The sequence below is a fragment of the Bradyrhizobium sp. Rc2d genome (genome assembly GCF_900099855.1).
Taxonomy (GTDB): domain Bacteria; phylum Pseudomonadota; class Alphaproteobacteria; order Rhizobiales; family Xanthobacteraceae; genus Bradyrhizobium.
This window is the reverse complement of sequence record NZ_FNCU01000016.1, coordinates 37,238-63,101: the sequence shown is the minus strand read 5'-3', so window position 1 is coordinate 63,101 and position 25,864 is coordinate 37,238. Positions and strand designations below refer to the sequence as shown.

Below are 25,864 nucleotides of genomic sequence, written 5' to 3'. Positions count from 1 at the left end.
GCGCATTCCGCGATCAGGACACACCCATGTACGAATTCAAATATCATCGCCCTGGGACCGTTCGCCAGGCGGCCAACCTCCTGGTGAAGAACGAAGACGCCAAGGTGATCGCCGGCGGCCACACGCTGATCCCCGTCATGAAGCAGCGCCTCGCCAGCCCGCCACATCTGGTCGACCTCTCTCACATCGAGGGGCTCGACACGATCGAGATGAAGGGCCGCTCGCTGGTAATCGGCGCCACCGCCAAGCACGCCGAGGTCGCGGCCTCCGCCGTCGTCGGCGAGGCGATCCCGGCGCTCGCCAGCCTTGCCGGCGGAATCGGCGATCCCGCCGTGCGTCACAAGGGCACGATCGGCGGTTCGCTCGCCAACAACGATCCGACCGCGGATTATCCGGCCGCGGTGCTCGCGTTAGGGGCCACCATCGTCACCAACAAGCGACGCCTGAAGGCCGAAGAGTATTTCCAGGGCCTGTTCTCGACCGCGCTGGAGGCCGACGAGATCATCACCAAGGTGATGTTTCCCTTGCCGAAGAAGGCGGCCTACATCAAATTCCGCAACCAGGCCTCGCGCTACGCGCTGGTCGGCGTGTTCGTGGCGCGGCGCCCGTCGGACGTGCGCGTCGCCGTCACCGGTGCGGGCTCCGAAGGCGTGTTCCGCGTTACCGCGTTCGAGGAGGCCTTGAAGAAGCGCTTCTCGGCGAAGGCGCTTGACGGCATTGCGGTGCCGGCGGAAGGCCTCAACAGCGACATCCACGGCAGCGCCGAATACCGCGCGCATCTCATCGGCGTGCTGACGCGTCGCGCCGTCGATGCCGCCAATGCCAAGGAATGAGCTGACCTCATTCCTCGGCCCAAATCTGTCCCCGGTGAGGGCGTAGCGAGACTGGCTTTTTCATGACTTCAGCGGCCAATTCTTCCGGTGCTTTGCCGGCATCGGTCGATGCGATGCTCGAACTCCTGACGTCGCGCGGCTACCTTGCCGAGCGAGCGCTGGCCACGGTGACCTACCTGTCGCTGCGCATGGGCCGGCCGCTGTTCCTGGAAGGCGAAGCCGGCGTCGGCAAGACCGAGATCGCAAAGGTGCTGTCGGCAGCACTTGGGCGGAAGCTGATCCGCCTCCAGTGCTACGAGGGCCTCGACGTCTCCTCCGCGGTCTATGAGTGGAACAGTGCCGCGCAGATGATCGCGATCCGGATGGCGGAAGCCGCCGGCGACACCGATCGCGACCAGCTCTCGAGCGACATCTTCGCCGACCGCTACATGATCAAGCGGCCGCTGCTTCAGGCGCTGGAGCCCGACGTTGCCGGTCCCCCGGTGCTGCTGATCGACGAGCTCGACCGCGCCGACGAGGCGTTCGAGGCGTTCCTGCTCGAAATCCTCAGCGACTTCCAGGTGACGATCCCCGAATTCGGCACCGTGAAGGCGCCGCACCCGCCGATCGTCATCATCACCTCCAACCGCACCCGCGAGATCCACGACGCGCTGAAGCGGCGCTGTCTCTATCACTGGGTGGACTATCCCGCCGCCGAGCGCGAGCTCGCGATCGTGAAGACGCGCGTGCCCGGCATCTCGGCAAAACTCTCGCAGCAGGTGGTGCGCTTCGTCCAGGCGCTGCGCAACCAGGACTTCTACAAGTCGCCGGGCGTCGCCGAGACCATCGACTGGGCCACCGCTTTGTCGGAGCTCGACGCCCGCTCGCTGACCCCGCAAGTGGTCGGCGATACGCTGGGCGCACTGCTCAAATACCAGGACGACATCACGCGGATGCAGGGCGATGCCTTGCAGAAGGTACTGAAGGACGCGACGAGCGAGAATTGACGCGCGTGCGTCATAACTAACTCGTCATTCCGGGGCGCGTAGCCGAACCCGGAATCCATCGTGCAGCGGCGACGGGGAGGAATGGATTCCGGGTTCGCGACTGCGTCGCGCCCCGGAATGACCACTGAGAGCGTTGAACCATGGCCATCAATCACCTTGCCCCGGAGCAAACCGAGCAGTTCGCCGACAACATCGTCGGCTTTGCCCGCGCGCTGCGTGCAGCTGGCATGCCGGTCGGACCGGGCGCCGCCATCGACGCCATGAGCGCGCTCCAGGTGATCGACATCGGCAGTCGCGCCGATGTCTTCACCACGCTTGAGGCGATCTTCGTCAAGCGCCACGAGCATGCGCTGATCTTCAAGCAGGCTTTCAACCTGTTCTTCCGCGCCTCGGAAGAATGGAAGCACATGCTGGATTCGGTGCCGCTGCCGGAGCAGGCCAGGAAGAAGCCGCAGGCAGGCTCCCGCCGTGTGCAGGAGGCGATGTCGCAGCCGCGCATGACGGAGACGCCGCAGCACCAGGAGCAGGATCTGCGCCTGTCGGTCTCCGACAAGGAGATCCTCCAGAAGAAGGACTTTGCGCAGATGAGCGCGGCCGAGATCGCCGAGGCGCTCCGCGCCGTCGAGCGGATGCACCTGCCGCAGGCCGAGCTCCTGACGCGCCGGCAACGCCCCGATCCGCGCGGCCTTCGGCTCGACCTGCGCCGCACGCTGCGCGCATCTTTACGAACCGGCGGCGACATCATCGACATCCATCGCCTTGGGCGCATCGAGAAGCCCGCGCCGATCGTCGCGCTGCTCGATATCTCGGGCTCGATGAGCGAATACACCCGCCTGTTCCTGCATTTCCTGCATGCCATCACCGATGCGCGCAAGCGCGTCTCGGTGTTCTTGTTCGGTACCCGGCTGACCAACGTCACCCGCGCCCTGCGCCAGCGCGACCCCGACGAGGCGCTGGCAAGCTGCTCGGCCTCGGTCGAGGATTGGGCCGGCGGTACGCGGATCTCGGCATCGCTGCACAACTTCAACAAATTGTGGGCACGGCGCGTTCTGAGCCAGGGCGCCATCGTGCTGCTGATCTCAGACGGGCTGGAGCGGGAGGCCGATTCCAAGCTGGCCTTCGAGATGGACCGGCTGCATCGCTCCTGCCGGCGGCTGATCTGGCTGAACCCGCTGCTCCGGTTCAGCGGTTTCGAGGCCAAGGCGCAGGGCATCAAAATGATGCTGCCCCACGTTGACGAATTCCGCCCGGTACATAATTTGAGTTCGATCCAGGAGCTGATCACCACGCTCTCCCGGCCGCTGCCGCCGCATCACCGCAGCCTGATCCGCTCCGCAGCTTGAGAGGCCAGCCATGCTCGATCGCGACGAGGATATTCTGAAGGCAGCGGAGGACTGGCAAAAGGCCGGCCGTGGTGTTGCGCTCGCCACCGTGGTGGAGACCTGGGGCTCGGCGCCGCGCCCGGCGGGCTCGAGCCTCGTCATCAACGACGAGGGCACGTTCTTGGGCTCCGTCTCCGGCGGCTGCGTCGAGGGCGCCGTGGTCACCGAGGCCATGGACGTGATCGAGAGCGGCAAGCCCAAGATGCTGGAGTTTGGCGTTGCCGACGAGACCGCCTGGAATGTCGGGCTGTCCTGCGGCGGTACCATCCGCGTCTTCGTCGAGAAGGTGGGTTAGCCGTGAAGCTCGCGATCCTGCACGAACTCAACGCCGAGCGCGCCGCGCGCCGGCCGGTGATTCTGGTGACGGACACCGAGAGCGGCGAACAGCGCCTGGTGAAGGCGAATGACTTTGCCAAGGATCCGCTGCACGCAGAACTCGACAAGCAGCTTCGCATGGGCAAGAGCGCCAATGTCGAGGCTGGCGGCAAGAAGCTGTTCCTCAACGTCTATGCGCCGACCGCCAAGCTCGTCATCATCGGCGCGGTGCATATCAGCCAGGCCTTGGCGCCGCTGGCACGCTCGCTCGGCTACGACGTCACGGTCATCGATCCCCGTACGGCCTTTGCGAGCCCCGAGCGCTTCCCCGACATTCCGCTCGTCGCGGAATGGCCCGACACGGCGCTGCCGCCGCTCAATGTCGATGCCTACACCGCCTTCGTCGCGGTGACGCACGATCCCAAGATCGACGATCCCGCGCTGCTGCACGCCTTCGAGCGCAACTGCTTCTACATCGGCGCGCTCGGCTCGCGGAAGACACACGCCAAGCGCGGCGACCGGCTGCGGGCGCAGGGCGCCAAGGAAAGCGACATCGCACGCATCCACGCGCCCATTGGCCTTGCGATCGGCGCGGTTTCTCCGTCCGAGATCGCGGTCGCGATCATGGCCGAGATCACGGCGGTGCTGCGGCTGCCTCCGAAAGAAAAAGAAGAAGCGGCATGAAGTTCGGCCCGGCGAGCCCGAAGGATGCGATCGGCGGGGTGACCGTTCACACCCTGCGCCAGGGGCCGCTGGTGCTCAAGAAAGGCACGACGATCGGCCCCGCCGAGGTCGAGGCGCTGGAGCGCGCTGGGATCAAAGATATTGTGGTGGTGCGCATGGAGGCCGGCGACGTTTCCGAGGACGTTGCGGCCGCCAGCATCGCGCTTGCCGTCGGCGGCGAGGGCATCCATGTCGAGCGCGCCTTCACCGGCCGCGCCAACCTGTTTGCCGCGCGCGCAGGCGTTCTGGTGATCGACCGCGCCGCAGTTGATCGCATCAACAATGTCGACGAGGCCATCACCTTTGCCACGCTCGCCGCCTACAAGCCGGTGGTCGAGGGCGAGATGGTCGGCACCGTCAAGATCATCCCGTTCGGCGTCGACGAGAGTTTGCGCGATGCCGCGGTCAAGGCGGCCGGCAAGGATGTGCTCAGAATCGCGCCTTACGTGATCCAGCGCGTCGGCGTGGTTTCGACGCTGCTGCCGGGCCTGTCATCCAAGGTGATCGACAAGACGCTGCGTGTTACCGCCGAGCGGCTCGCGCCGGCCGGCGCCAGCATCATCGCCGAGCGGCGGGTTCCGCATGAGGAGCAGGCGCTGTCGGCTGCGATCAAGGAGTTGCTGGGTCTTGGCGCCGAACTCGTGATCGTGTTCGGCGCATCCGCCATCGCCGACCGCCGCGACGTGATCCCGGCGGCCGTCACCGGCATCGGTGGTGAGATCGAGCATTTCGGCATGCCTGTCGATCCGGGCAATCTGCTGCTGATCGCCCGTGCCGGCGAGGTGCCGGTGCTGGGTGCGCCGGGCTGCGCGCGCTCGCCGGTCGAGAACGGTTTTGACTGGGTGCTGATGCGGCTGCTCGCCGGCATCAAGGTGACGCGGTCCGAGCTGATGGGCATGGGCGTCGGCGGCCTCCTGATGGAGATCGTGACGCGGCCGCAGCCGCGCGCAAAACCCGAGACCGAGGGCAACAGCCAGGTCGCCGCCATCGTTCTGGCGGCCGGCCGCTCCACGCGGATGGGTGGATCGAATAAGCTGCTCGCGGAGTTCAACGGCAAGAAGCTGGTGCGAATTGCCACCGAACAGGCATTGGCTTCCAGGGCATCCGAGGTGATCGTCGTCACCGGCCACCAGGCCGAGCTGGTCGAGCAGGCGCTGCAAGGCTTGAGGGTCAAGTTCGTCCGCAACCCGGATTTCGCCGGCGGCATCGCAAGCTCGGTCAAGGCCGGCATCGCCGCCGTGCCCGAGACCTGCGACGGCGCCCTGGTGTGCCTCGGCGACATGCCGCTGATCGACGCCGGTCTGATCGACCGCCTCATCGACGGCTTTGCACCCGACCGCGGCAACCTCATCGTCGTGCCCGTCAGCGAAGGCCGCCGCGGCAACCCCGTGCTGTGGTCGCGCCGCTTCTTCAAGGAGTTGTTGACCCTCGACGGCGACATCGGCGCGCGGCATCTGATCGCCAAGCACACGGAGGCCGTGGCCGAGGTGCCCGTCGATGGCGAGAGCGCCTTCCTCGACATCGACACCCCGCAGGCGCTGGAAGCGGCAAGACGCGGATGATGCTGCCGTAGGGTGGGCAAAGGCGCGTAGCGCCGTGCCCACCATCTCTTCGTTGCGATCGACAGTTGGTGGGCACGCTGCGCTTTGCCCACCCTACGGCACCTTCCTACGGCATCTCTCACCCCCCGATTTCAACCACCCGTTCACCAAGTGGAAACGACCCCCGCTTAGAGTCCCCTCCACCTGCCTTGGGGGGAGGGGTTTTTCCATGGCTTCGAACGTCGTCGCGCGCCGTTGCGCGATGTTTTTCTTTGCGCTGTCGGTTTGTGTCTCCGGCGCCCGTTACATCACCGAAGCCCACGCAGCGGGCGCTATTGCGGTCGGCAAGTGCGGCGCGTATGGCCAGGCCTATGATTACGGCGCCGAGCACGAGGCGCGCGCCGCGGCACAGAAACAATGCAAGGGCGATTGCACGACCGTGACGATGAAGCGCGCCTGCGCTGCGATGTCGGTCGATCTCGCCAATCCCTGCGGCGCTTATGGCTTTGCCGTCAAGCCGAAGATTTCGGACTCGCTCAATGCCGCCACGCGCGAATGCTACAAATATGGCGGCAAGGAATGCGTGATCCGCGCCTGGGCCTGCGACGCCAAGGGTTGATCCTTCGAGCGCTGATTCCTCTTGCTGTCATTCCGGGGCGATGCAACGGTACCGCGCGGTGCGCGGACCTGAGCATCGATCCTCCCCCGACTTTGGGACGCGATGGATTCTCGATGCGCAGCGCATCAGAGCTCGCGCCAAGTGGCGCGCCCGGAATGACATCTAGGAATATACATGCAGTTCGACACCAAGATCGCTGTCGTGATCCGCACCGATCTTCAGGCCTGGCAGAAGCTCAACGTCGCGTCTTTCCTGACGAGCGGCATTGCCGCGGCCTTTCCGGAATGCATCGGCGAAGCCTATGAGGACGCCTCGGGCACGAAATATCATGCGCTGATCGGCCAGCCGATCCTGATCTATGGCGCCGATGCTCCGGCATTATCGCGCGCGCTCGACCGGGCGCTGACGCGCAACGTCAAGCCGGCGGTCTATACCGAGGACATGTTCAAGACGACGCATGACGCCGCCAATCGCGAAGTGGTGAGGGCGGTGATGCGCACCGACCTCAATCTCGTCGGCATCGCGATGCGCGCCGAGCGCAAGGTGATCGACAAGATTATCGACGGCCTCAAGTTCCATAGCTGAGGCCGCAGGCGTGTCATGTCGTGCCGTCATCGGGATGTCGTGATGGCGATCGGGTTGCGCAAAGTTTGTGCTGTTTGACGCCCATCAAAGGAGGACCTCTCGGTATCGCTAGTCTGCGTCTGTAATGCAAAGGAGCAGACCGATGCCGACCATGAAAGCCGCAATTGTCAGACAATTCGGCAAGCCGCTGGTGATCGAGGACGTGCTGGTGCCGCAGCCCGGTCCGGGAGAGGTTCTGGTCAAGGTGAAGGCCTGTGGCGTCTGTCACACCGATCTGCACGCGGCGTCCGGCGACTGGCCGGTGAAGCCGGTGCCGCCCTTCATTCCCGGCCATGAAGCAGCCGGCATCGTCGCCGCGGTCGGGTCCGGCGTGAAGAATCTGAAGGTCGGCGATGCCGTGGGCGTGGCCTGGCTGCACGATGCATGCATGTCATGCGAATATTGCGAGACCGGCTGGGAGACGCTGTGCGAGCACCAGCACAACACCGGCTACAGCGTGAACGGCGGCTTCGCCGAATATGTCATCGCCTCGGCCGCCTTCGCCGCAAAGCTGCCGGCGAGCGTCGATTTCGCGGCCATTGCGCCGATCCTCTGCGCCGGTGTCACCACCTACAAGGGATTGAAGGAGACCGAGGCGCGACCCGGCGAGTGGGTCGTGATCTCAGGCGTCGGCGGGCTCGGCCATGTCGCAATTCAGTACGCCAAGGCGATGGGGCTCAAGGTCGCGGCGGTCGATATCGCCGAGGACAAGCCCGCGCTCGCACGTGAGGCCGGCGCCGATCTCGCGGTCAACGCACTCGCCGCAGGGGCCGTGGACAATGTTCTTGCGGCAACCGGGGGCGGGGCGCATGGCGTGCTGGTGACGGCGGTCTCGACCGCAGCGTTCGCCCAGGCGCTGAAGATGGTGCGCCGCAAGGGCACCGTCAGCCTCGTCGGCCTGCCGCCGGGCGAATTCCCGACGCCGATCTTCGATGTCGTGCTCAAGCGCATCACCGTGCGCGGCTCGATCGTCGGCACACGGCGCGATCTCGACGAAGCCATCGCGTTTGCCGCGGATGGCAAGGTCAAGGCCGAGGTGATGAAGGTGCCGCTCACGCAAATCAACGACGTCTTCGACCGCATGAAGGCCGGCAAGATCGACGGCCGCATGGTGCTGGATTTTGGCTAAAGCATGATCCGGAAAAGTGCGAAGCGGTTTTCCGAAAAGATCATGCTCAAACAATAACCTAAAGCGCGATGACGATTCATCCCAATCTCATCGCGCTTTAGCATCTCACCCCGGCGGCATGCCTTCGAACTTTATCAGGCTGGCGTCGAGGCGATCCCAGTCATAGCCGCGCGCGGCGAAAGTGACCGCCTGCGGCTTGTAGCGGGCGGGCTCGTCGAGGGTTGCGGCGCGGATCGTGAAGACGCCGGGTTGTGCCGCGAAGGTCATGTACACAGGCACGCCGCATTGTGTGCAGAAGCCGCGCGTCTTCACGTTGCCGCTGTCAGCGACCATGTCCCAATGCTTCGCTTCACCGGTCAGCGTGAGGCCGGCGCGCGCGAACGTCGCGTACGAGCCATGGCCGCTGCCGCTTTCCCGCTGGCAGTCCCGGCATTGACAGTGGTTGCTGAACAGCGGCTCGCCGGCAATCGAATAGCGGATCGCGCCGCAGGCGCAGCCGCCAGTAAAGGGCTTGTCCATCGCGATATCTCCTCACTTCTCGCCGCTGATCTCGTCGAGCTGTCTGACGACCTTCTTCCAGCCGCCGCTCATCACGTTGTAGGCCGACTCGTTCCTGGGCATCACGAAGCCCGCATGGACCAGGCGGATCCGCGTGCCGGCTTCGACCGGGGTGAGGGACCACGTCACGACAGTGTCGAGCGGCGCGCCGTAACCGGTGTTGCGCTCATCGCCGCCCTTCCAGGCGTAGACGAGGCGCCGGTTGGCCACGACCTCGAGAACCCGGCAATGAATGACGCCGTCCCAGGCGCCGCCCGGGGTGGTCTGGAATGTGAAGGTGTTGCCTTCAATCGCCTCGAAGCCGGTCGGCTGCATCAGCCAGCGCGCGATCAACTGGGCACTGGTCAGCGCCTTCCAGATCGTCTCCGGCGCATGAGGGAGCACTTCGTCAATGACGATGTCCCGGATGTTGTCTTGGGTCTCGGCTTTCAACTCGGCTGCACTCACTGATCGATCTCCTTCAAGAGGTCACGCAGGTTCTGGAAGCGCTCGCGCCAGAACACGCCGTAATGGTCCATCCAGGTGACCAGCGGCTCGAGGCCTTGCGGCGCGGCGCGGTAGTAGACATTGCGGCCCTCGGCGCGCTCGGCGACGAGGCCGGCTTGCTTGAGGGATTTCAGGTGCTGCGAGATCGCGCCTTGGGTCACGCCGCTGCCGCGTGTCAGCTCGGCGACGCTGATTTCCCTGCTGTCGAAGACGCGTTCGAACACGGCGCGGCGCGTTGGGTCGGCGAGGGCGCGCATCACGGCGGTTACGGGGTTGGTGGTGACTTCCATCATGAGAAACACATTAGCATCTGCTAATTCATTAGTAAACACTAATTTGTCGTGCCAACCTCGATTTCTTCATTGATTGACAATGACTGACTAGTCAGTCATAAATAGCAAATGACGAAGAAGCCCGCCAGAACAGCGATTGCATCCGTGGCCCGAGCCGGGAGCCACGCACCCGAAGCCGGCGCTGACGCCGAGGCCCGCGTGTCAAACCGCGCCGCCCGGGCCGCGGAGCGGCGTGCAGCGATCGTGGAGGCGGCGATGGACGAGTTCATCACGCGCGGCTTTGCCGCGACGCGGCTCGACGACATCGCCAAGCGCGCCGGTGTCGCCAAGGGCACGATCTACCTGCACTTCAAGGACAAGGAATCGATGTTCGAGGAGCTGGTGCGCATTGTCATCGTGCCGGTGGTCACGCGCCTCACGGCGCTGCCGCCGCCGGTGGGCTCGGTGCGCGACCTGATAGAGGCCTTCGCCGGCAACTTCCTGAAGGAGGTCATCGGCACCAGGCGCGGCGACCTCGTGCGCCTGATCGTGGCGGAGGGGCCGCGCTTTCCGTCCGTTGCCGACTTCTACTATCGCGAAGTGGTCTCGCGCGGGATTGCCGCCATGCGCGCGCTGATCGAGCTCGGCATCGCCCGCGGCGAGATTCGGGAGAAGGACCTCGCGCGCTATCCACAGATCCTGGTCGCGCCCGCGATGATCGCGGTGATCTGGCAGAGCCTTTTTGTGCGGCATGCGCCGCTCGACGCGCAGGACATGCTGCGCGTTCATCTCGATTTGATTTTTGGCGAACGGAGGACGACATGAGGTCGTCACGAGCGATTTTTAGATTTGCATTGGCCGTCGTGCTCGCAACCGCGCTTGTAGCCTGCAACGAGAAGCGCGATCCCGGCTTCCAGGGCTGGGTCGAGGCGGACATGATCTTCGTCAGCCCGGACGAAGCCGGCCGGGTGACCAAGCTCAATGTCCGCGAGGGGGACGAAGTCAAGGTCGGCGATCACCTCTATTCCGTCGACGACGATCTCCAGCTTGCCGATCTCAACCAGAACAAGGCGACGCTGGCGAATGCGCAGCAAACCTATGATCGCGCAGCTTCGCTGAACAAGACTGGCTCAGGCACGCAGGCCAATCTGGACTCCGCCGTGTCCGCCTTGCGCGTCGCGCAAGCGCGGGTGGCGACGTCGGAGACGCGGATGGCGCGGCGCAAGGGCTTTGCGCCGGTCGCCGGCACCATCCAGCAGATCTATTTTCGCGAGGGCGAGATGGTGGCGGCGCAGCGGCCGGTGCTCTCGATCATGCCGCCCGGCAACATGAAGCTGCGCTTTTTTGTGCCGGAGGCCGAGCTGCCGAAGCTTGCCATCGGCGACACGGTGCGGATCGTTTGCGATAATTGCGCGGCCGATCTCACCGCAAAGATCTATTTCATCGCGACTTCGGCCGAATACACCCCGCCCGTCATCTACAGCCTCGATGAGCGCAACAAGCTCGTCTACCTGATCCAGGCGCGGCCCTCGCGCCCCGACGCCTTGCGCGTCGGACAGCCGATCGACGTCTACCTCAATCCGAAGACACCGGTGGCGGACAAGCGATGAGCGGCGGCAACGGCATCGCGATCGACGTCAAGGGCCTGACCAAGTCGTTTGGGGGCCGCGAGGTCGTGCACGATCTGTCGATGCAGGTGAAGCGCGGCTCGATCTACGGCTTCCTCGGGCCGAACGGCTCGGGCAAGACCACGACCATCCGCATCCTCTGCGGCCTGCTCACGCCCGACAGCGGCGAGGGCACCTGCCTCGGCTACGACATCCGCCGCGATGCCGAAAAGATCAAGCGCCAGGTCGGCTACATGACCCAGCGCTTCAGCCTGTACCAGGACCTCTCGGTGCGTGAGAACCTCGAATTCGTCGCGCGGCTCTATGGCCTCATTGACGCGCGTGGCGCTGCGCGCGACATGATCAAACGGCTCGGGCTCTCCGGCCGTGAGGAGCAGCTCGCGGGTGAGCTCTCCGGCGGCTGGAAGCAGCGCCTGGCGCTCGGGGCCTGCACGCTGCCCAATCCGCAACTCCTGCTGCTCGACGAGCCGACCGCCGGCGTCGATCCCAAGGCGCGGCGCGACTTCTGGAACGAGATCCACGCGCTCGCCGCCGACGGCCTTACCGTGCTGGTTTCGACTCACTACATGGACGAGGCCGAGCGCTGTCACGAGATCGCCTACATCGCCTATGGCCATCTCCTGACTCATGGCACGGTGGAGCAGGTGATCGCCAAATCCGCGCTCACCACCTACACTGTCACAGGTGAAGACCTGAATGGGCTCGCGGCCGAGCTCACCGGCAAGCCCGGCATCGACATGGTGGCGCCGTTCGGCACCTCGCTGCATGTTTCGGGGCGCGACGTCGCCGCGCTCGAAGCCAGCATCGGGCCGTGGCGCGAGAAGAGCGGCCTGGACTGGCAGAAATCGTCGCCATCGCTCGAAGACGTGTTCATCGAGCTGATGAGCCATTCCAAGGACAATTTCCAGTAAGGACAATGTCCAATGAGCGTTGTCGATCATCCCGCGCCACAGCACGAAATCCGGGAGCGCTTTGGCTTCTGGAGACGCTCCTATGCGATGCTGATTAAGGAGTTCATCCAACTGAGGCGAGATCGCGTCTCGTTCGCGATGATCGTGATGCTGCCGGTGATGCAGCTCATGCTGTTCGGCTACGCCATCAATACCACGCCCCACAATCTGCCGAGCGCGGTGCTGCTCCAGGAGGATTCCGATCTCGCCCGCTCGATCCTGAAGGCGCTGGAGAACACCGCCTATTTCCGCTTCCTCTATGAAGTGCACGACGTCGAAGATTTCGACAATCTGCTGAAATCGGGCAAGGTGCTGTTCGGCGTCGAGATCCCGCGCGGCTTCGAGCGGGCGGTGCGGCGCGGCGACAGGCCGGCGCTGCTGGTCGCGGCCGACGCCACAGATCCCGTTGCGGCGAGCTCGGCGATCGGTTCGCTCGGCATGGTGGTGCAGACCGCGCTCAAGCACGATCTCTACATCGGCGATCCCCCGGAGATGCCGTTCGAGATCCGCGCGCATGCCCGCTACAACCCGGCCGCGGCCTCCAGCCTCAACATCGTGCCGGGCCTGGTCGGCACCATCCTCACCATGACCATGCTGATCTTCACCGCGCTGTCGGTCACGCGCGAGGTCGAGCGCGGCACCATGGAGAGCCTGTTGTCGATGCCGATCAAGCCGGTCGAGGTGATGTTCGGCAAGATCGTGCCTTACGTCCTGGTCGGCTTCGTGCAGGCCTTCCTCATCATCGGCATCGGTGTCGGCCTGTTCGGCGTGCCCGTGCTCGGCAATCTGTTCCTGCTGGCGCTGCTCTCGACGCTGTTCATCACCACCAATCTGTCGATCGGCTACACCATCTCGACGCTGGTGCAGAACCAGCTTCAGGCCATGCAGATGTCGATGATGTTCTTCCTGCCCAGCATCCTGCTCTCCGGCTTCATGTTCCCGTTCGCGGGCATGCCGGCCTGGGCGCAATATGTCGGCGAGGCCCTGCCGCTGACCCATTACCTGCGCATCGTCCGCGCCATCATGCTGAAGGGCGCGACCATGCAGAACCTGCGCTTCGATACGCTGGCGCTGGCGGCCCTGATGCTGCTCGCCATGACCATCGCCGTGACGCGCTTCCGCCGTACGCTGGATTGAGGCACAATGCCCCCGGAATCGAGGGCTGAAATGGTCAGGTTTGCAAGCAGGAAAGCCCGGCAGCATGCTGTGCTATCGGAGGATTTCGAGCGCGAGCTGACGCGGGAGGTGCTGCGCACCGAGCTGTTGCGGGTGCGCGCGCTGATCATGACGGGCTGCGTCATGATGTTGTTCCTCACTACGATCTACCTGATCGATCCTGCTGTCGTGAACCGGGTCTGGCGCGGAACGGAAGGGCTCATCGAGATCTACGGCCTTCTGGTCGGCTTCATCCTGTTCGAGGTCTGGGTCCACACCCAGATCAGGAGGAATCTCCGCCTTGATCGCGACCTGCCGGTGATCAGGCGCTATCTCGGCACGCTGATCGAGACGTCGCTGCCCACCGTGATCCTCATCCTCCAGATCCGGACCATGGGCGCGAGCCAGGCGCTCGGCTTCGCCGTGCCGCTGATGTACTTCATCTTCGTCATTCTCTCGACCCTGCGGCTCGATTTCTGGCTCTCAACCTTCACGGGTTTCGTGGCCGCAGCCGGGCTTCTGGCAGTCGCGCTGTATTACAATGCGGCGAGCGAGGCCGACGAACCCCTGATCTATTTCCACGCCGTGCGCAGCATCGTCATCCTGATCTGCGGCGTGCTGGCGGGCGCCGTCGGCGCGCAGCTGCGGCGGCAATTTGCCGCGAGCATTGCGGCGACCACCGCGCGCGACCGGGTGACCAATCTGTTCGGCCAGCACGTCTCGCCGCAGGTGGTGGAACGGCTGATGGCGGCGGGCACGACTGCAAGCGGTGATCTCCGCCGCGTCGCGGTGATGTTCGTCGATTTCCGCGGCTTCACGGCCGGTGCGCAGTCGCGCACGCCTCAGGAGGTGGTCGACCGGCTCGACGGCGCCTTCGCCGTATTGGTCGATATCCTCGACCGCCACGGCGGTATCGTAAACAAATTTTTGGGCGACGGCTTTCTCGCGCTGTTCGGCGCGCCGCTGGAGGCCTCCGATGCCGCGCACCGCGCGGTCGCTGCGGGCCGCGAGATGCTGACGGCGATGGACCGCATCAACGCGCAGACGAGCTGGCCGCTGCGGATCGGCATCGGCATCCATTTCGGCGAGGTCGTCGCCGGGAATATTGGCTCGCCCCGGCGCAAGGAATACACGGTCATCGGCGACACCGTGAACTTCGCCTCGCGCCTGGAGGCGCTGAACAAGGAGCTCGGCTCCCAGCTCCTGATCTCCGAGTCCGTGCGCGAGGCACTGGGAGACGACGGCAGCGATGCCGTCGCGCTCGGCGAGGTCGAGGTGCGCGGCTATGAGCGGCCGGTCGCGGTGTTTCAGCTGGGGTGAGCGCTGTCTAGAACGGGGCGTAGGCAAGGCCGCGCCCACTCTTCCGCTTCTGACTCCCTCGCGCGAATGCTCCGATTGCTCCGAATTTTGGGGCATGACGGGCGATGTCGCCGGCCTGTAGACTTGCCGGCGATGCGGCCGGTTGCGGCCGCGACTTGCATGGGGAAGTGAAAGATGCAGCGCCGCTACATCACCGTCGATGTGTTCACCGACCGCGCCTTCGGCGGCAATCAGCTCGCCGTGGTGCTCGATGCCGGCGGGCTCTCCACTCGGCAGATGCAGTCGATCGCCACCGAGTTCAACTATTCCGAGACGACCTTCGTGCTGCCGCCGCGTGACAAGGCGAATGATGCCGAGGTGCGCATCTTCACCCCGGTCAGGGAGATGCCCTTCGCGGGTCATCCAAATGTCGGCACGGCTTTCGTGCTGGCGACGATCACCAAGGAGCCGAAGCCGCGCTTGCTGTTCGAAGAGAAGGCCGGGCTCGTGCCGGTCGACATTCGGCGGGAGCAGGGCCGGGTGGTGAGCACCGAGCTCACCGCGCCGCAGCCGCTGGCGCGGTTGTCGCAACTGTCTGCCGCGGATGCCGCGAGCTGCATCTCGCTCAGCGCGGAGGATATCAGGGTCGACCGTCACGCGCCGCAGGTCGTCGGTGTTGGAACGCCATTTTTGGTGATCGAGCTGCATTCGCGCGATGCGCTCAAGCGGGCGAGGTCCGACGCGGCGGCCTTCGGCAGGATATTTCCGCGCGACGGCGCAGTCTCGGCCTGGTTCTATACGCGCGATGTGCCCGCGGCGGAGGCGCCTTGCGAGCTTCAAGCGCGGATGTTCATGCGCGGTGCCGGCGGTCTCGCCGAGGACCCTGCCACCGGCAGCGCCACGGTCGCGGCCGCCGCGCTGTTCGCCGATCTTGACCCCGCGCGCGACGGCGAATTGAAGCTCACGGTCGGTCAGGGCTTTGACTTGGGCCGGCCGAGCCTGCTGCTGACGCGGGTGCGCAAGCAGGAGGGAAAGATCATCTCGGCCCATGTCGGCGGCAGCTGCGTGCAGATGATGGAGGGGACGTTTCGGTTGGCGGGAGAGGGCTAGGGCGCTCTCCACTCGTCATTCCGGGACAGCGCGAAGCGCTGAGGCCGGAATCCATTCATCCACCAACTCCTTGGCTTAATGGATTCCGGGTTCGCGCTGCGCGCGCCCCGGAATGACGGTGTGGCTACACCTGCCGCGTGGCTACACCTGCCGTCCCGCCAAATTCTTCACCGCCACGCCATCGCGCTCCTCGATGATCTCCGCAATCATCTGGCGGTGGCAGTGGGTGTGGTCGCGCTCGTAGCAGAGAAGGCATACGGGGCCGGCCTTCTTCACCAACGCCGAGAGCTCGTCCATCTCTTCTCGCGCCTGCGGCGTCTTCAGGTGCTTTGAACAGATCTTTTCCAGCACATCGTACTGCCCGCTGCGCGCAGCGAGCCGGCCTTCCTTGGGCGTGCCGAGCGCGGCGAGGTGGACATAGGCGATACCGCGCTGATCGAGGCCCGCGGACAACTGCTTCTTGGAGAAGCCCGGCCGCCGCGAGGACGTTACCGCGCGCACGTCGACCACGAGCTTGACGCCGGCCTGTTCCAGCTCGTCCAGCACGGCTTTGGGCGGCGTCTGCTCATAACCGATGGTGAACAGCTTCTTCGCCTTTGCCATGGGAGACCTCAGCTCACCCGCGCAATCAGTTCCATGGCACCGTGCGGCGCGCGCACCTTGCCCTCATGGATGACGTAGGCGAACACGTCGCGTGGCTCCTTCGTCGGCTTGGCCTTGTCGACTTTCGGGAGGTCGTCGGGTTCGCTTCCCGACGCCCAGGCCTGAAAGCGCTCAGCCCAGGCATCGAGCTGCTTCGGCGGATAGCAGGTCTTGATCTCGTCATTGCCCTTCTGAAGCCGCGCATAGACGAAATCGCCGGCGACGTCGGCAATCGCCGGATATTTGCCGTGCTCGGCGAACACCACCGGCGTCTCGAATTCGCGGATCAGCGCGACGAAGTCAGGCGTGCAGAAGCTGTCATGGCGCACTTCCACGACATGGCGCAGCGCGCGGCCTTCGAGCTTGCGCGGCAGTAGCTCGAGGAACTTGCCGAAATCGGCGCCGTCGAATTTTTTGGTCGGCGCGAACTGCCACAGCACAGGCCCGAGATGGTCGCCGAGCTCCAGCACGCCGGAATCGTAGAACCGTTTGATGGAATCGCCGGCCTCGGCGAGCACACGGCGGTTGGTGGCGAAGCGTGGGCCCTTTACCGAGAACACGAATCCCTCGGGCACTTCGCTTGCCCATTTGCGAAAGCTCTCCGGCTTCTGCGAGCCGTAATAGGTGCCGTTGATCTCGATCGAGGTCAGCTTCGAGGCCGCGTAGGACAACTCCTTGGCCTGCGTCAGCTTCTCCGGATAGAACACGCCGCGCCAGGGCTCGAAGGTCCAGCCGCCGATGCCGATGAAGATGTTGCCGGATTTTTTGGACGCGGTTTTTGCTTTGGCCACGGAAGGATCTCGCATCGACGGGGAGGGACCTCATCCTAATCAAACCAGTTGTGATTGGCCAGTTGGCCCGTCCCGTCTAAGCTCGCGACCCGCGAAGAAGGAGAACAAGAATGCGGATGCTGTTGCTGGGAGCCGCGCTCGTCATGATGACATCTGCTGCCATGGCGGATGATGACGACGCGAAAAGCGCACAGAAGCTCGCCCAGCAGGGCCGCGACGATTACTGGCATTGCCTGGCGCGGGAATATTCCCGCGACTCAAATCAGGGCCTGTCGGAACAGGATTTTGGCCGTTCGGTCGCGGGCGCCTGTCCGTCGGAGCGGCAATATTACCGGGTGGTGCTGCTCGACTATCTCACCACGCAGTATCCCAACATCGATGCCGGCGCCCATCTCGCCACCGCGAACAGGGCGGTGGAGTCGGCGCAGAAGGACATCGTGACGGCCTTCGTCAAGCACCGGCCGCCGCAGAAATAACTCCATTGACCGTTGCTGCCCGGCAGCTCTTCCGGCTGCGCGCTCATCCATGGTATCACTGGACGCATCTGGAACAGGGATGGGTCCATGTCGTCTGAGTCGGTGGGGGGCATTCTGGGCGCGATCGTCGCGGCGATCGTGCTTGCGGTCGCCGTCGTGTTCGGACCGATTGGCCAGTACGGCAAGCCGGCGAAAGTCGAGCAGGCCCCTTCTGCGGCACCCGCAGCCCCGGCCGCTCCGGCGCCGCGAGGGCCGGTGATTCGGGAAGTACCCAACCAATAGGGCGCCAAAATCGGGTTTTGGTCCCCTTGCGAAGCGGATTCGTCGTTCCTATCTAGCTTTCAACGGCGACGTTGAGCGAAAACTCCGTCGCTGGGACGACCTTGGAATAGCTTGGGCTCGCGCCGGATGTACGCGCGGTCCGCCGTTCCGGGGTCGTTGGCATTTTAGGGCCTCTTTTGGCCCGTTCCCCTTGGAAAACCCCGGCTTGGCAGCGCATGACGCGGCGGATATACGCTGCCGTCATGAATGAAGTGATCAGACCGGGCGTCGATAACCTGCCGCAGGCTCAAGAAGGGCCGGAACTGTCGGTCATCGTCCCGACCTTCAACGAGCGCGACAACGTCACGGTGCTGTACCGGCGGCTGGAGGCGACACTCACCAACGTCGCCTGGGAGGTCGTGTTCGTCGACGACAATTCGCCCGACGGCACCTGGGACGTCGTGCGCGCGCTGGCGCAGCGCGACAGCCGCGTGCGCTGCGTCCGCCGCATCGGCCGCCGCGGCCTGTCGGGCGCCTGCATCGAGGGCATCCTCGCCTCGAGCGCCCCCTTTGTGGCCGTGATCGACGCCGACCTCCAGCACGACGAGACGCAACTGCCGAAGATGCTGTTGCTGCTCGCGAGCGACGAGGCCGACCTCGTGGTCGGCAGCCGCTACATCGAGGGCTACAAGAGCGAGGGCTTCAACAAGCAGCGCGCCGGCGCCAGTGCGCTCGCGACCGAGGTCGCCAGGAAGATGCTGCGGGTCGAGATCGCCGATCCCATGAGCGGCTTCTTCATGATCCGCCGCGATCGTTTCGAGCAGCTCGCGCCAAAGCTTTCGGTGCACGGTTTCAAGATCCTGCTCGACCTCGTCGCGACCGCGCATGGCGGCTTGCGGGCGGTCGAGATTCCCTACACCTTCGGCGCCCGCCAGCATGGCGAGAGCAAGCTCGATTCCATGGTCGCGCTGGACTTCCTCGGCCTCGTCCTGGCCAAGCTGAGCAACGACATCGTCTCGCTGCGATTCATCCTGTTCGCGATGGTCGGCGGCATCGGCCTCGTGGTGCACTTGACCACGCTGTTCATTGCGCTTCAGCTGTTCAAGGTGCCGTTCCCGGAGGCGCAGGCCGCCGGCGCTATTGTTGCCATGACCAGCAACTTCATTCTCAACAACTTCCTCACCTATCGCGACCAGCGGCTGAAGGGTCTTGCGCTGCTGCGCGGCCTGATCGCCTTCTACATCGTGTGCAGCGTCGGCCTGCTCGCCAATGTCGGCGTCGCATTCTCGGTCTATGACCAGGAGCCGATCTGGTGGCTGGCCGGCATGGCCGGCGCGCTGATGGGCGTGGTGTGGAACTACGCGATGTCCGGACTGTTCGTCTGGCGCAAGAAATAGCGCGATATGGGCGGAGCTGACGCGGGGATCGTCCGCAACACCGCGCTGGCAATTCTTGCGCTGGTCGGCTTGCGACTGGTCGCCGCCGCGTTCACGCCGATCACCTTCGACGAAGCCTATTACTGGATGTGGTCGAACAATCTGGCGGGCGGTTACTACGACCACCCGCCGATGGTAGCCTATGTCATCCGCGCCGGCACCATGATCGCCGGCGACACCGAGCTCGGCGTTCGCCTCGTCTCGATTCTGCTGGCGCTGCCGATGAGCTATGCGGTCTATCGCTCCGCCGCGATCCTGTTCGGCGGCGCGCGCGTGGCCGCGAACAGCGCCATCCTGCTCAACGTGACGATGATGGCGTCGGTCGGCACGTTGATCGTGACGCCCGATGCGCCGCTGCTGGTCGCCTCCAGCTTCGTGCTGTTCTTCCTCGCAAAGGTGCTGGAGACCGGCCGCGGCGTTTGGTGGCTCGCGGTCGGCGCAGCCGTTGGCGCGGCGCTGCTGTCGAAATATACGGCAATGTTCTTCGGGCTAGCGATCCTGATCTGGCTCGCGGCCGTGCCGAAGCTCAGGCCCTGGTTCCTCTCGCCGTGGCCCTATCTCGGTGGTCTCGTTGCTCTTGCGCTGTTCTCGCCGGTGATCCTCTGGAATGCGGACCATCAATGGGTCTCGTTCGCAAAGCAGCTCGGGCGGGCCAAAATCGAGGACTTCCGTCCCGTTTTCATCGCCGAGCTGATCCCGACCCAGATCGCGTTCGCGACCCCGCTCGTCTTCATCCTGGGCGCGATGGGGCTGCATGCGCTGACCTGGCACCGGGCCGGTGCATTGGCCTCGCGCGTGCTGATCGAGACGATGTTCTGGACCATCGTCGCCTATTTCGTCTGGCACTCCCTGCATGCCCGCGTCGAGGCCAACTGGTTCGCGCCGGTCTATCCGCCCTTCATCGTCGCCGCGGCCGCTGCCGCCAATCTCGTGCAATGGAAGCCGCGCCAGCGGCGCCTGTTGGATTTCTGCCTGCGCTGGGCCGCGCCAACAGGCGTCGTGATGTTTGCAGCCCTAATCGTGCAGGCCAATACCGGCTGGCTGTCCGGATATCGCCGCGATGCCACCGTCCGCAGCGTCGGCATCGGTTGGCGCGATCTTGCTGCCGAGATCGAAGCCGTGCGCGCGCGCAGTGGCGCGACCTGTGTGCTCGCGCAGGACTATGGCACCACGGGCTGGCTTGCCTTTTATCTGCCGCGCGGCACCTGCGTGGCGCAGCAGAGCCAGCGCATCCGCTGGGTCAACATGCCCGAGCCCGATCCCAAGCTGCTCGCCGGCAAGCTGCTCTATGTCGACGAGCTGCGCAGCGATGGTCATCCCGTCCTCAACGACCTCTTCGCGACGGTGACGCAGATTGCGCAATTGCAGCGCAAGCGCGGGCCGCTGGTGGTCGAGACCTACGGCATCGATCTCTTGGAAGGCGCCAAGGGCGACGTGCTCGACCGCTCACCGCCGCCGGAAGCGCGGTAGCGACCGCGCTGCCCCCGCATCGTCGTCCCGGCGAAGGCCGGGACCCATACCCCCAGGAAGGAGTTTGACGAAGACCGGTAGTGAATAGGTCTTCGCGCGCTACAAGCACCGGCGCTCATCGATAGATCACGCGGTATGGGTCCCGGCCTTCGCCGGGACGACAGCGAAATGCTGGGCGGGTAGCTCTCGTTAACTCGCCGCGTTGGCCTCAGCCACAGCCTGCCTCGGCCCATCGTGGTCCCGCCAGAACCAGACGGTCACGACGCCGGAGCGACCGCGGACCTGGGTGAGCAGGGGGCCCGACAGAACGCCGTCGGGGGCGCCGTGGAAGTCAGCGGTATTCAGCAGCGTATCGCTCAGCGCGAGCCGCGCGTCGTTCTGGGCGGCGACCTCCATCAGCCGGCTCGCGACGTTGACGGTGTCGCCGGTCGCGGTGATGTGCTGGTGGGTTTCGCCGAGGCGGGAGGCAACGATCTCGCCGTAATGCGCGCCGATCTTGAAGCCGAGTTGATGCCCGATCGCTGGCGGCAGCGAGGCGATCCAGTGCTCGACGCCGCGATGCAAGTCGATCGCGCATTTCAGCGCGCGCACCGCGTCATCGGGCATGGCGCGCGGCAGGCCGAACAGGATCATGGCGCCGTCGCCGAGAAAGCCGGTGATCAAGCCGCCGCAATCGACCGCAGTCTTGTCGATCAGCGCGTGAAACGCCTTCAGCATGTCCTGGAGCGCGTCCGGATCGGTCCGTTCGCTCAGCGCCGTGAAGCCGGAGAGATCGATGAAGACGACGGCTGCGTCCTGGCGGACGGGCTTGGACAGGAAATTCGGATCGCGCGCCAGCCAGTCCTGCACCGCCGGCGCCTGGAATTGCGCCAGCGACCTGCTCTTGGCGGCGAGAAACTGCGTACGGCGGCCTCCCGCCCACAACTGCACGCCGGCAAACACCGCAACCGGCGGCACCGTGGCCGCGAGCGTGGTCGCGGCGTTCAGCCAGACCCCATGCGTGAACGCGAGCACGTTGAACCCGGCCCAGGCGAGCATCACCGCGGCCGCCGCTATGATGCCGAGCGCACTGCGCCGCCAGGCGAGCAGGCCGACCAGCAGCATCGGCAAGAGGATCGCGGCGAGTGCGTCGGCGATATGGACCCTGCGGTCGCGCACGATACTGTCGCCGGCGACGAGATGGGTGATTGCGGTCGAGACCACCTCGACACCCGGCATCAGCGAATCGAACGGTGTCGGGTAGAAGTCGCCGCCGCCCGCGACCGCAGCGCCGATCACGACGATCCGGTTCTCGATCACCGCGCGGTTGAGCGTGCCGTCGAAGATGCTCTGCGCACTGACGGTGCGGATGGTGCGGCGCGGGCCGTAATAGGTGATCGGCAGCGCGAACTCGCTGTCGGTCGGCACCGTGCGGTCGCCGAGCCTGAGATGATCCGGCGCGATCGTCAGCGGCTTGTCCAGCGCGCGGGCCGCCACGCGCAAGGGAAACGACAGCTCGACCTTGTCGGCCGTCCGGAACAGCATCGGCACCGAGAGCGGCGAGCCCGACTGTCCCGTCGCGACGTTGACGACGCCGACCTCGGCATGGTCGGCGAACGCAGGCAGCGGCAGCAGGAAGCGCTCGGCCTGCGGCAGGACGGCGAGGGGACCGTCGCTGCTCGGCGCCACGGTCTCGCTGGCGGACGGGAAGATCGCCGCGGCGGCGAGCACCATGGGACCGGTGGCAAGTGTATTTGCCAGCGTCGCATCTCCGATCGCGGCGCTGCGGTCGACCAGTAACAAGTCAATCGCGACGACCTTCGGCTTGAATTGCACGATGGTGTCGACGACGCGGGCGAGATCGGCGCGCGGCAGCGGATAGCTGCCGCCGCGCTTCACCACGGTATCGTCGATCGCGACGATGGTGACGAGATCGGGCGGACGCTGCACGCCGCGGACCTGGGTCCGCCAATCCGTCAGCGTCGCTTCGAGGCGGTCGAGAAAGCGCAGATGGCCGTTGGCGTGCGCGGCATAGACGCCCGCGCCCCACAGCGCGGTGAGGACGAGTGCCACCAGGATCTGAACGCGTCGGCTACGCATGCGGTCGGTTTGCAATCTTTTATCGTCCAAAACTCATTGGCCGAGCGTTGTCGACCCGGCCTTATTGTCCGAGCCTTGCCATCAGCGCGTCGACGCGCGGCTGGCCCCATGTCTTGACGGTCAACGGGCCGGTTGGCTCGACATCGACGCCTTCACCCGGTCCGAGCACGACACCGCGTCCGCGGGCCCTGCGGCTCACGCCGACGCGGCCGTCGGCGACGAACACGGAGGTCTTGGCGTCAGCGACATCGACCGCCCATTTCGTGCCGCGCACTGCGGCGATCGCCTGCGGCGTCAGTACCTTGAAGGGATTGCCGCCGGGCTTCTTGCGCACCTCGATCAGCAGGGCTTTGCTGCTCAACTCCACGGAGTCTATATGTCCGTCGCGGTTGGCGTCCTTTAGTTCAAATCTGGCGCCGTTTTCGGCAACGATCGTGATGCCGTTGTCGCAGCGCCAGACTTGCGTGCCCGCGACCGACGGTGATGCCGTGCAGCCCGCATTGGTCGCAGGCTGTGCACTTGCAAACCCAATCAACAACAATGACCACGCCGCGGCGTAAAACCCGGCGCGTGAAAAGCCTCTCATGCCAGCCTCCGTTTCGCGTGCTCGGCACAGTTCAAGGCGATGTTGATACGCCACCGTATCACCCGCAGAGGCTGCTGAAAAGTGCCGAGGTGGGAGCTATTTTCTCGTGGCGGCGATTGCCAGACCGGCGCGATCAACTTTCAGTCACGGCGCCGTGCCGCATGAGCGCTTCCGTTCGCGATGTGAGATGTGCGTGAGCTGTTGCCGCGATCGGTCGGCTCAGGGCAGGGCTGCTGGAAGCGGAGTCCACCAGCCTCGCGCAATGCTCCGCCGCTAGGGTGAGGCGGTATTGAAGACCACGAAATTGACTTGGTTGGATGCGTTTAGAAAGGCGGCCGAGGAGGGGCGCTGACCGCACCGCTCCGGCCGAGAATTATAGTTAACAATCTCGCCTAAGTCCGTAGTTCTGCGGGCTTTTTTCTCGAAATGGGACAGCATTAACGAGTTGCCCCACATCTGCCTGAACTTAATCCGCATTTAACTAAAAGTCGCCTTAATGACGCTCCGACCCTCTGCGAGATGCTGTTCCCGGATCGTGACCAGCGGCGCTTCGAAGGGGGACTGAGTGACACCGTCCTGGACGCAAGGCGAATGAGTACGAGTATCGCTGCGCAGAGTAACGCGGCACGGAAGTCCAAGAAATTCTCGAAGAATTATTCGCGGAAATCTTCCCGGAAAATGACCACCCACAATTGGCTTGGCGCCGCGGCGATCGGCTGCGTCGTGATCGGCGCCGGCTGGACCGTCTACACCAACATCCTCGGCGCCAGCGTCTATCCGACCGTCGGCAACAGCGGCTACGACGAGCCGGTGATCAAGCGCGCGCCCAAGGTCGCGCTGCGCGAGGCGGGTGAGGCGGTCAAGGAAGCCTTCGCGCTCTTGCCCGACCGGTTGCAGGTGGCCGCGCCGATCTCGCGCGAGATGTTCAACGAGCGCTTTGCCGCGGCTGCGACGCAAGGTGTGGCCTCGAACGCCGCCAGCGCCGCGCCTGCCGCGCCCGCAACCACGGTTGCCGAGGCCAAGGAAACGTCAAAGGACGCGCTAAAGGAGGCCGCGAAGCCGAGCGTGATCGCGAAGGTCGCGGACGCGCTGAAGCCGCACGGCTCGGCCAAGATTGCGGACGCTGGCAAGGCCAAGCGCGCTGACGCAGGCGTGCAGCTGGCCTCGGCCGATCCGGCCGAGATCGTGCCGGCGCCCGAGGCAAAGCCAAAATCCTTCGCCGATCGCGCCAAGGCCGCGGTGATGTCGATCACCGGTCCGCGCCAGTCGATGGTCGAAAAACTCTGGGGCAAGCGTGAGCCGTCCGGCGGGCTGCTCGCCTATGCCTCGGCCGATGCCAGCATTACCGCGTCGATCGCGCCGAAGGAGCAGAACCCGATGTTCGGTGGCGCGCCGCCCTATGAGCGCGACACCGCGGTCTACGACATCACCGCCAAGACGGTTTATCTGCCCGATGGCACCAAGCTCGAGGCGCATTCCGGCCTCGGCTCCAATCTCGACGACCCGCGCTCGTCGAAAGTCCGCATGCGCGGCGTGACGCCGCCGCACATCTACACGCTGAAGCCGCGCGAGGCGCTGTTCCACGGCGTGCCGGCGCTGCGCCTGACCCCGGTCGGCGGCGAGAGTGCGATCTACGGCCGCGACGGCTTGCTCGCGCACACCTTCATGCTCGGACCGAACGGCGATTCCAACGGCTGCGTGTCGTTCAAGGACTATTACGCATTCCTCGACGCCTACCGCAACAAGGGCATCCGCAAGCTCGCGGTGCTGGCGCGGGTGGAGTGACGTCGGCAAAGCCCGCCGATGTTTGCCCGTCTAAAGATGAGATGAGGATGAATCGTCATCGCGCTTTTGGGCCGACTTCAATGCCCCCTTGCGGGGAAAAGCCCAGATTCAGCCGGCACTCACGTCAGCGCATCGCCGCGCGCGATGATCGCGAAGCGGTCTGACAGCTCGGCCAGCGCGACCTCGTGGATGGTCGGGGCGTCCAGCGTGCCGCCGCGGCCGTCGGGCAGATCACGTGTGGCGCAGGAATCGGCATCGATGGTCGTGCGAAAGCCGAGATCGAGCGCGGCACGGGCGGTGGAGCTGACGCACATGTGCGTCATGAAGCCGGCCAACACGATGTTCTTGCGTCCGCTCGCGGCGAGCTGCGCCTGCAAGTCGGTGCCGGCGAAAGCGTTCGGCAGCTCCTTCTCGATCACGAGCTCGTCCGCGCGCGGCGCGAGCTCGGCGACGATGGCGCCGCGATCGGCGGAGCGATCGAACAGACCGCCGGATTTGCCGCGATGGGCGATGTGGATGATCGCAGATCCGCGCTCGCGCGCCCGTGCCAGCAGGGCAGCCGCCCGCGCGATCGCAGGCTTGGCGTCGGGCAGGGCGAGGGGACCTGCGAGATATTCATTCTGGATGTCGATCAGCACCAGCGCGGCGTCGCCAAGACGCGGCGGGGTGAGGTCGGCACCGGCGAGCTGCAGCAGGGTCTTTGCGGGCGTCATGATCTTCAGAATCTC

Annotated in this window: 28 protein-coding genes; 20 read left to right on the top strand and 8 right to left on the bottom strand. The window is 65.1% G+C overall.

All coding sequences use genetic code 11. The features are described from left to right. Window positions 1–26 precede the first annotated feature (26 nt). From BLV07_RS20615 to adhP, 9 genes are all read left to right on the top strand, one after another. On the top strand, window positions 27–833 hold the full coding sequence (locus BLV07_RS20615) for an FAD binding domain-containing protein (RefSeq protein WP_091888941.1): 807 nt from the start codon (window positions 27–29) through the stop codon (window positions 831–833). Window positions 834–895: 62 nt separating this feature from the next. After that, entirely contained in the window at window positions 896–1,819 is a 924-nt protein-coding gene (locus BLV07_RS20610) for an AAA family ATPase (RefSeq protein ID WP_091888939.1), read from the top strand. A 140-nt stretch (window positions 1,820–1,959) separates the two neighbouring features. Continuing rightward, complete coding sequence (locus BLV07_RS20605) at window positions 1,960–3,162, top strand: vWA domain-containing protein (protein ID WP_091888937.1); 1,203 nt, start codon at window positions 1,960–1,962, stop codon at window positions 3,160–3,162. A gap of 10 nt (window positions 3,163–3,172) precedes the next feature. Beyond that, complete coding sequence (locus tag BLV07_RS20600) at window positions 3,173–3,496, top strand: XdhC family protein (protein ID WP_008564652.1); 324 nt, start codon at window positions 3,173–3,175, stop codon at window positions 3,494–3,496. A gap of 2 nt (window positions 3,497–3,498) precedes the next feature. Then, a complete protein-coding gene (locus BLV07_RS20595) occupies window positions 3,499–4,200 on the top strand; it encodes an XdhC family protein (protein WP_091888935.1) in 702 nt (233 codons plus the stop codon). Beyond that, a complete protein-coding gene (locus BLV07_RS20590) occupies window positions 4,197–5,801 on the top strand; it encodes an NTP transferase domain-containing protein (RefSeq protein WP_091888933.1) in 1,605 nt (534 codons plus the stop codon). The genes BLV07_RS20595 and BLV07_RS20590 overlap by 4 nt, the downstream gene beginning before the upstream one ends. 208 nt (window positions 5,802–6,009) lie before the next feature. Further along, window positions 6,010–6,399, top strand: coding sequence for a DUF4189 domain-containing protein (locus BLV07_RS20585; RefSeq protein ID WP_091888931.1), 390 nt, complete (start codon window positions 6,010–6,012; stop codon window positions 6,397–6,399). A 174-nt stretch (window positions 6,400–6,573) separates the two neighbouring features. Then, window positions 6,574–6,984: a DUF2000 family protein gene (locus BLV07_RS20580; protein ID WP_091888929.1), complete on the top strand. Its 411-nt coding sequence runs from the start codon at window positions 6,574–6,576 to the stop codon at window positions 6,982–6,984. 142 nt (window positions 6,985–7,126) lie between these two features. Beyond that, the gene (gene adhP, locus BLV07_RS20575) at window positions 7,127–8,152 is read left to right on the top strand and encodes an alcohol dehydrogenase AdhP (RefSeq protein ID WP_091888927.1); all 1,026 of its coding nucleotides are present in this window, start codon (window positions 7,127–7,129) and stop codon (window positions 8,150–8,152) included. Window positions 8,153–8,257: 105 nt separating this feature from the next. Here adhP and BLV07_RS20570 read toward each other — a convergent pair whose 3' ends face one another. Genes BLV07_RS20570 through BLV07_RS20560 form a run of 3 tightly spaced genes read right to left on the bottom strand, consistent with a single transcriptional unit; the run spans window position 8,258 to window position 9,489 of the window. Further along, complete coding sequence (locus BLV07_RS20570) at window positions 8,258–8,671, bottom strand: GFA family protein (protein WP_091888925.1); 414 nt, start codon at window positions 8,669–8,671, stop codon at window positions 8,258–8,260. A 12-nt stretch (window positions 8,672–8,683) separates the two neighbouring features. Further along, window positions 8,684–9,157: an SRPBCC family protein gene (locus BLV07_RS20565; RefSeq protein ID WP_091888923.1), complete on the bottom strand. Its 474-nt coding sequence runs from the start codon at window positions 9,155–9,157 to the stop codon at window positions 8,684–8,686. After that, window positions 9,154–9,489 carry an ArsR/SmtB family transcription factor gene (locus tag BLV07_RS20560; RefSeq protein ID WP_091888921.1) on the bottom strand — a complete coding sequence of 112 codons (336 nt, stop codon included), beginning with the start codon at window positions 9,487–9,489 and terminating at the stop codon, window positions 9,154–9,156. The genes BLV07_RS20565 and BLV07_RS20560 overlap by 4 nt, the downstream gene beginning before the upstream one ends. A 108-nt stretch (window positions 9,490–9,597) precedes the next feature. Here BLV07_RS20560 and BLV07_RS20555 point away from each other — a divergent pair, with 108 nt between their 5' ends. From BLV07_RS20555 to BLV07_RS20530, 6 genes are all read left to right on the top strand, one after another. Then, complete coding sequence (locus BLV07_RS20555; protein WP_091888919.1) at window positions 9,598–10,293, top strand: TetR/AcrR family transcriptional regulator; 696 nt, start codon at window positions 9,598–9,600, stop codon at window positions 10,291–10,293. Beyond that, on the top strand, window positions 10,290–11,078 hold the full coding sequence (locus BLV07_RS20550) for an HlyD family secretion protein (protein ID WP_091888917.1): 789 nt from the start codon (window positions 10,290–10,292) through the stop codon (window positions 11,076–11,078). Before BLV07_RS20555 ends, BLV07_RS20550 begins: the two co-directional genes overlap by 4 nt. After that, the gene (locus BLV07_RS20545) at window positions 11,075–12,007 is read left to right on the top strand and encodes an ABC transporter ATP-binding protein (protein WP_091888915.1); all 933 of its coding nucleotides are present in this window, start codon (window positions 11,075–11,077) and stop codon (window positions 12,005–12,007) included. Before BLV07_RS20550 ends, BLV07_RS20545 begins: the two co-directional genes overlap by 4 nt. 12 nt (window positions 12,008–12,019) lie before the next feature. Beyond that, the gene (locus BLV07_RS20540; RefSeq protein WP_091888913.1) at window positions 12,020–13,183 is read left to right on the top strand and encodes an ABC transporter permease; all 1,164 of its coding nucleotides are present in this window, start codon (window positions 12,020–12,022) and stop codon (window positions 13,181–13,183) included. Between the two features lie 30 nt (window positions 13,184–13,213). Then, window positions 13,214–14,521, top strand: a complete 1,308-nt coding sequence (locus BLV07_RS20535; RefSeq protein WP_091888911.1) for an adenylate/guanylate cyclase domain-containing protein — start codon at window positions 13,214–13,216, stop codon at window positions 14,519–14,521. Window positions 14,522–14,695: 174 nt separating this feature from the next. Further along, window positions 14,696–15,610, top strand: a complete 915-nt coding sequence (locus BLV07_RS20530; protein ID WP_091888909.1) for a PhzF family phenazine biosynthesis protein — start codon at window positions 14,696–14,698, stop codon at window positions 15,608–15,610. 141 nt (window positions 15,611–15,751) lie between these two features. On the opposite strand, the gene BLV07_RS20525 is transcribed toward BLV07_RS20530, so the two are convergent. Together BLV07_RS20525 and BLV07_RS20520 are read right to left on the bottom strand one after the other, a co-directional pair. After that, entirely contained in the window at window positions 15,752–16,213 is a 462-nt protein-coding gene (locus BLV07_RS20525) for a DUF488 domain-containing protein (RefSeq protein ID WP_091888907.1), read from the bottom strand. An 8-nt stretch (window positions 16,214–16,221) separates the two neighbouring features. Next, window positions 16,222–17,058, bottom strand: a complete 837-nt coding sequence (locus BLV07_RS20520; RefSeq protein ID WP_091888905.1) for a DUF72 domain-containing protein — start codon at window positions 17,056–17,058, stop codon at window positions 16,222–16,224. 95 nt (window positions 17,059–17,153) lie between these two features. On the opposite strand from BLV07_RS20520, the gene BLV07_RS20515 reads away from it, so the two are divergent. The 4 genes from BLV07_RS20515 (at window position 17,154) to BLV07_RS20500 (ending at window position 20,686) form a co-directional block, all read left to right on the top strand. Then, window positions 17,154–17,519, top strand: coding sequence for a hypothetical protein (locus BLV07_RS20515; protein WP_091888903.1), 366 nt, complete (start codon window positions 17,154–17,156; stop codon window positions 17,517–17,519). A gap of 87 nt (window positions 17,520–17,606) precedes the next feature. Further along, window positions 17,607–17,801 (top strand): hypothetical protein, encoded by a 195-nt coding sequence (locus tag BLV07_RS20510; RefSeq protein ID WP_091888901.1) that lies wholly within the window; start codon window positions 17,607–17,609, stop codon window positions 17,799–17,801. A 242-nt stretch (window positions 17,802–18,043) separates the two neighbouring features. Further along, the gene (locus BLV07_RS20505) at window positions 18,044–19,177 is read left to right on the top strand and encodes a glycosyltransferase family 2 protein (protein WP_091889161.1); all 1,134 of its coding nucleotides are present in this window, start codon (window positions 18,044–18,046) and stop codon (window positions 19,175–19,177) included. A gap of 6 nt (window positions 19,178–19,183) precedes the next feature. After that, complete coding sequence (locus BLV07_RS20500) at window positions 19,184–20,686, top strand: glycosyltransferase family 39 protein (protein WP_091888899.1); 1,503 nt, start codon at window positions 19,184–19,186, stop codon at window positions 20,684–20,686. A 189-nt stretch (window positions 20,687–20,875) separates the two neighbouring features. Here the strand turns inward: BLV07_RS20500 and BLV07_RS20495 are convergent, their stop codons facing one another. Then, a complete protein-coding gene (locus tag BLV07_RS20495) occupies window positions 20,876–22,765 on the bottom strand; it encodes a CHASE2 domain-containing protein (protein WP_091888897.1) in 1,890 nt (629 codons plus the stop codon). 61 nt (window positions 22,766–22,826) lie between these two features. Then, window positions 22,827–23,351 (bottom strand): FecR domain-containing protein, encoded by a 525-nt coding sequence (locus tag BLV07_RS20490; RefSeq protein ID WP_091888895.1) that lies wholly within the window; start codon window positions 23,349–23,351, stop codon window positions 22,827–22,829. Between the two features lie 678 nt (window positions 23,352–24,029). Here BLV07_RS20490 and BLV07_RS20485 point away from each other — a divergent pair. Beyond that, entirely contained in the window at window positions 24,030–25,136 is a 1,107-nt protein-coding gene (locus tag BLV07_RS20485) for a DUF2778 domain-containing protein (protein WP_176945657.1), read from the top strand. A 119-nt stretch (window positions 25,137–25,255) separates the two neighbouring features. Here BLV07_RS20485 and BLV07_RS20480 read toward each other — a convergent pair whose 3' ends face one another. Further along, on the bottom strand, window positions 25,256–25,849 hold the full coding sequence (locus BLV07_RS20480) for a cysteine hydrolase family protein (protein ID WP_091889159.1): 594 nt from the start codon (window positions 25,847–25,849) through the stop codon (window positions 25,256–25,258). Between the last annotated feature and the right edge of the window lie 15 nt (window positions 25,850–25,864).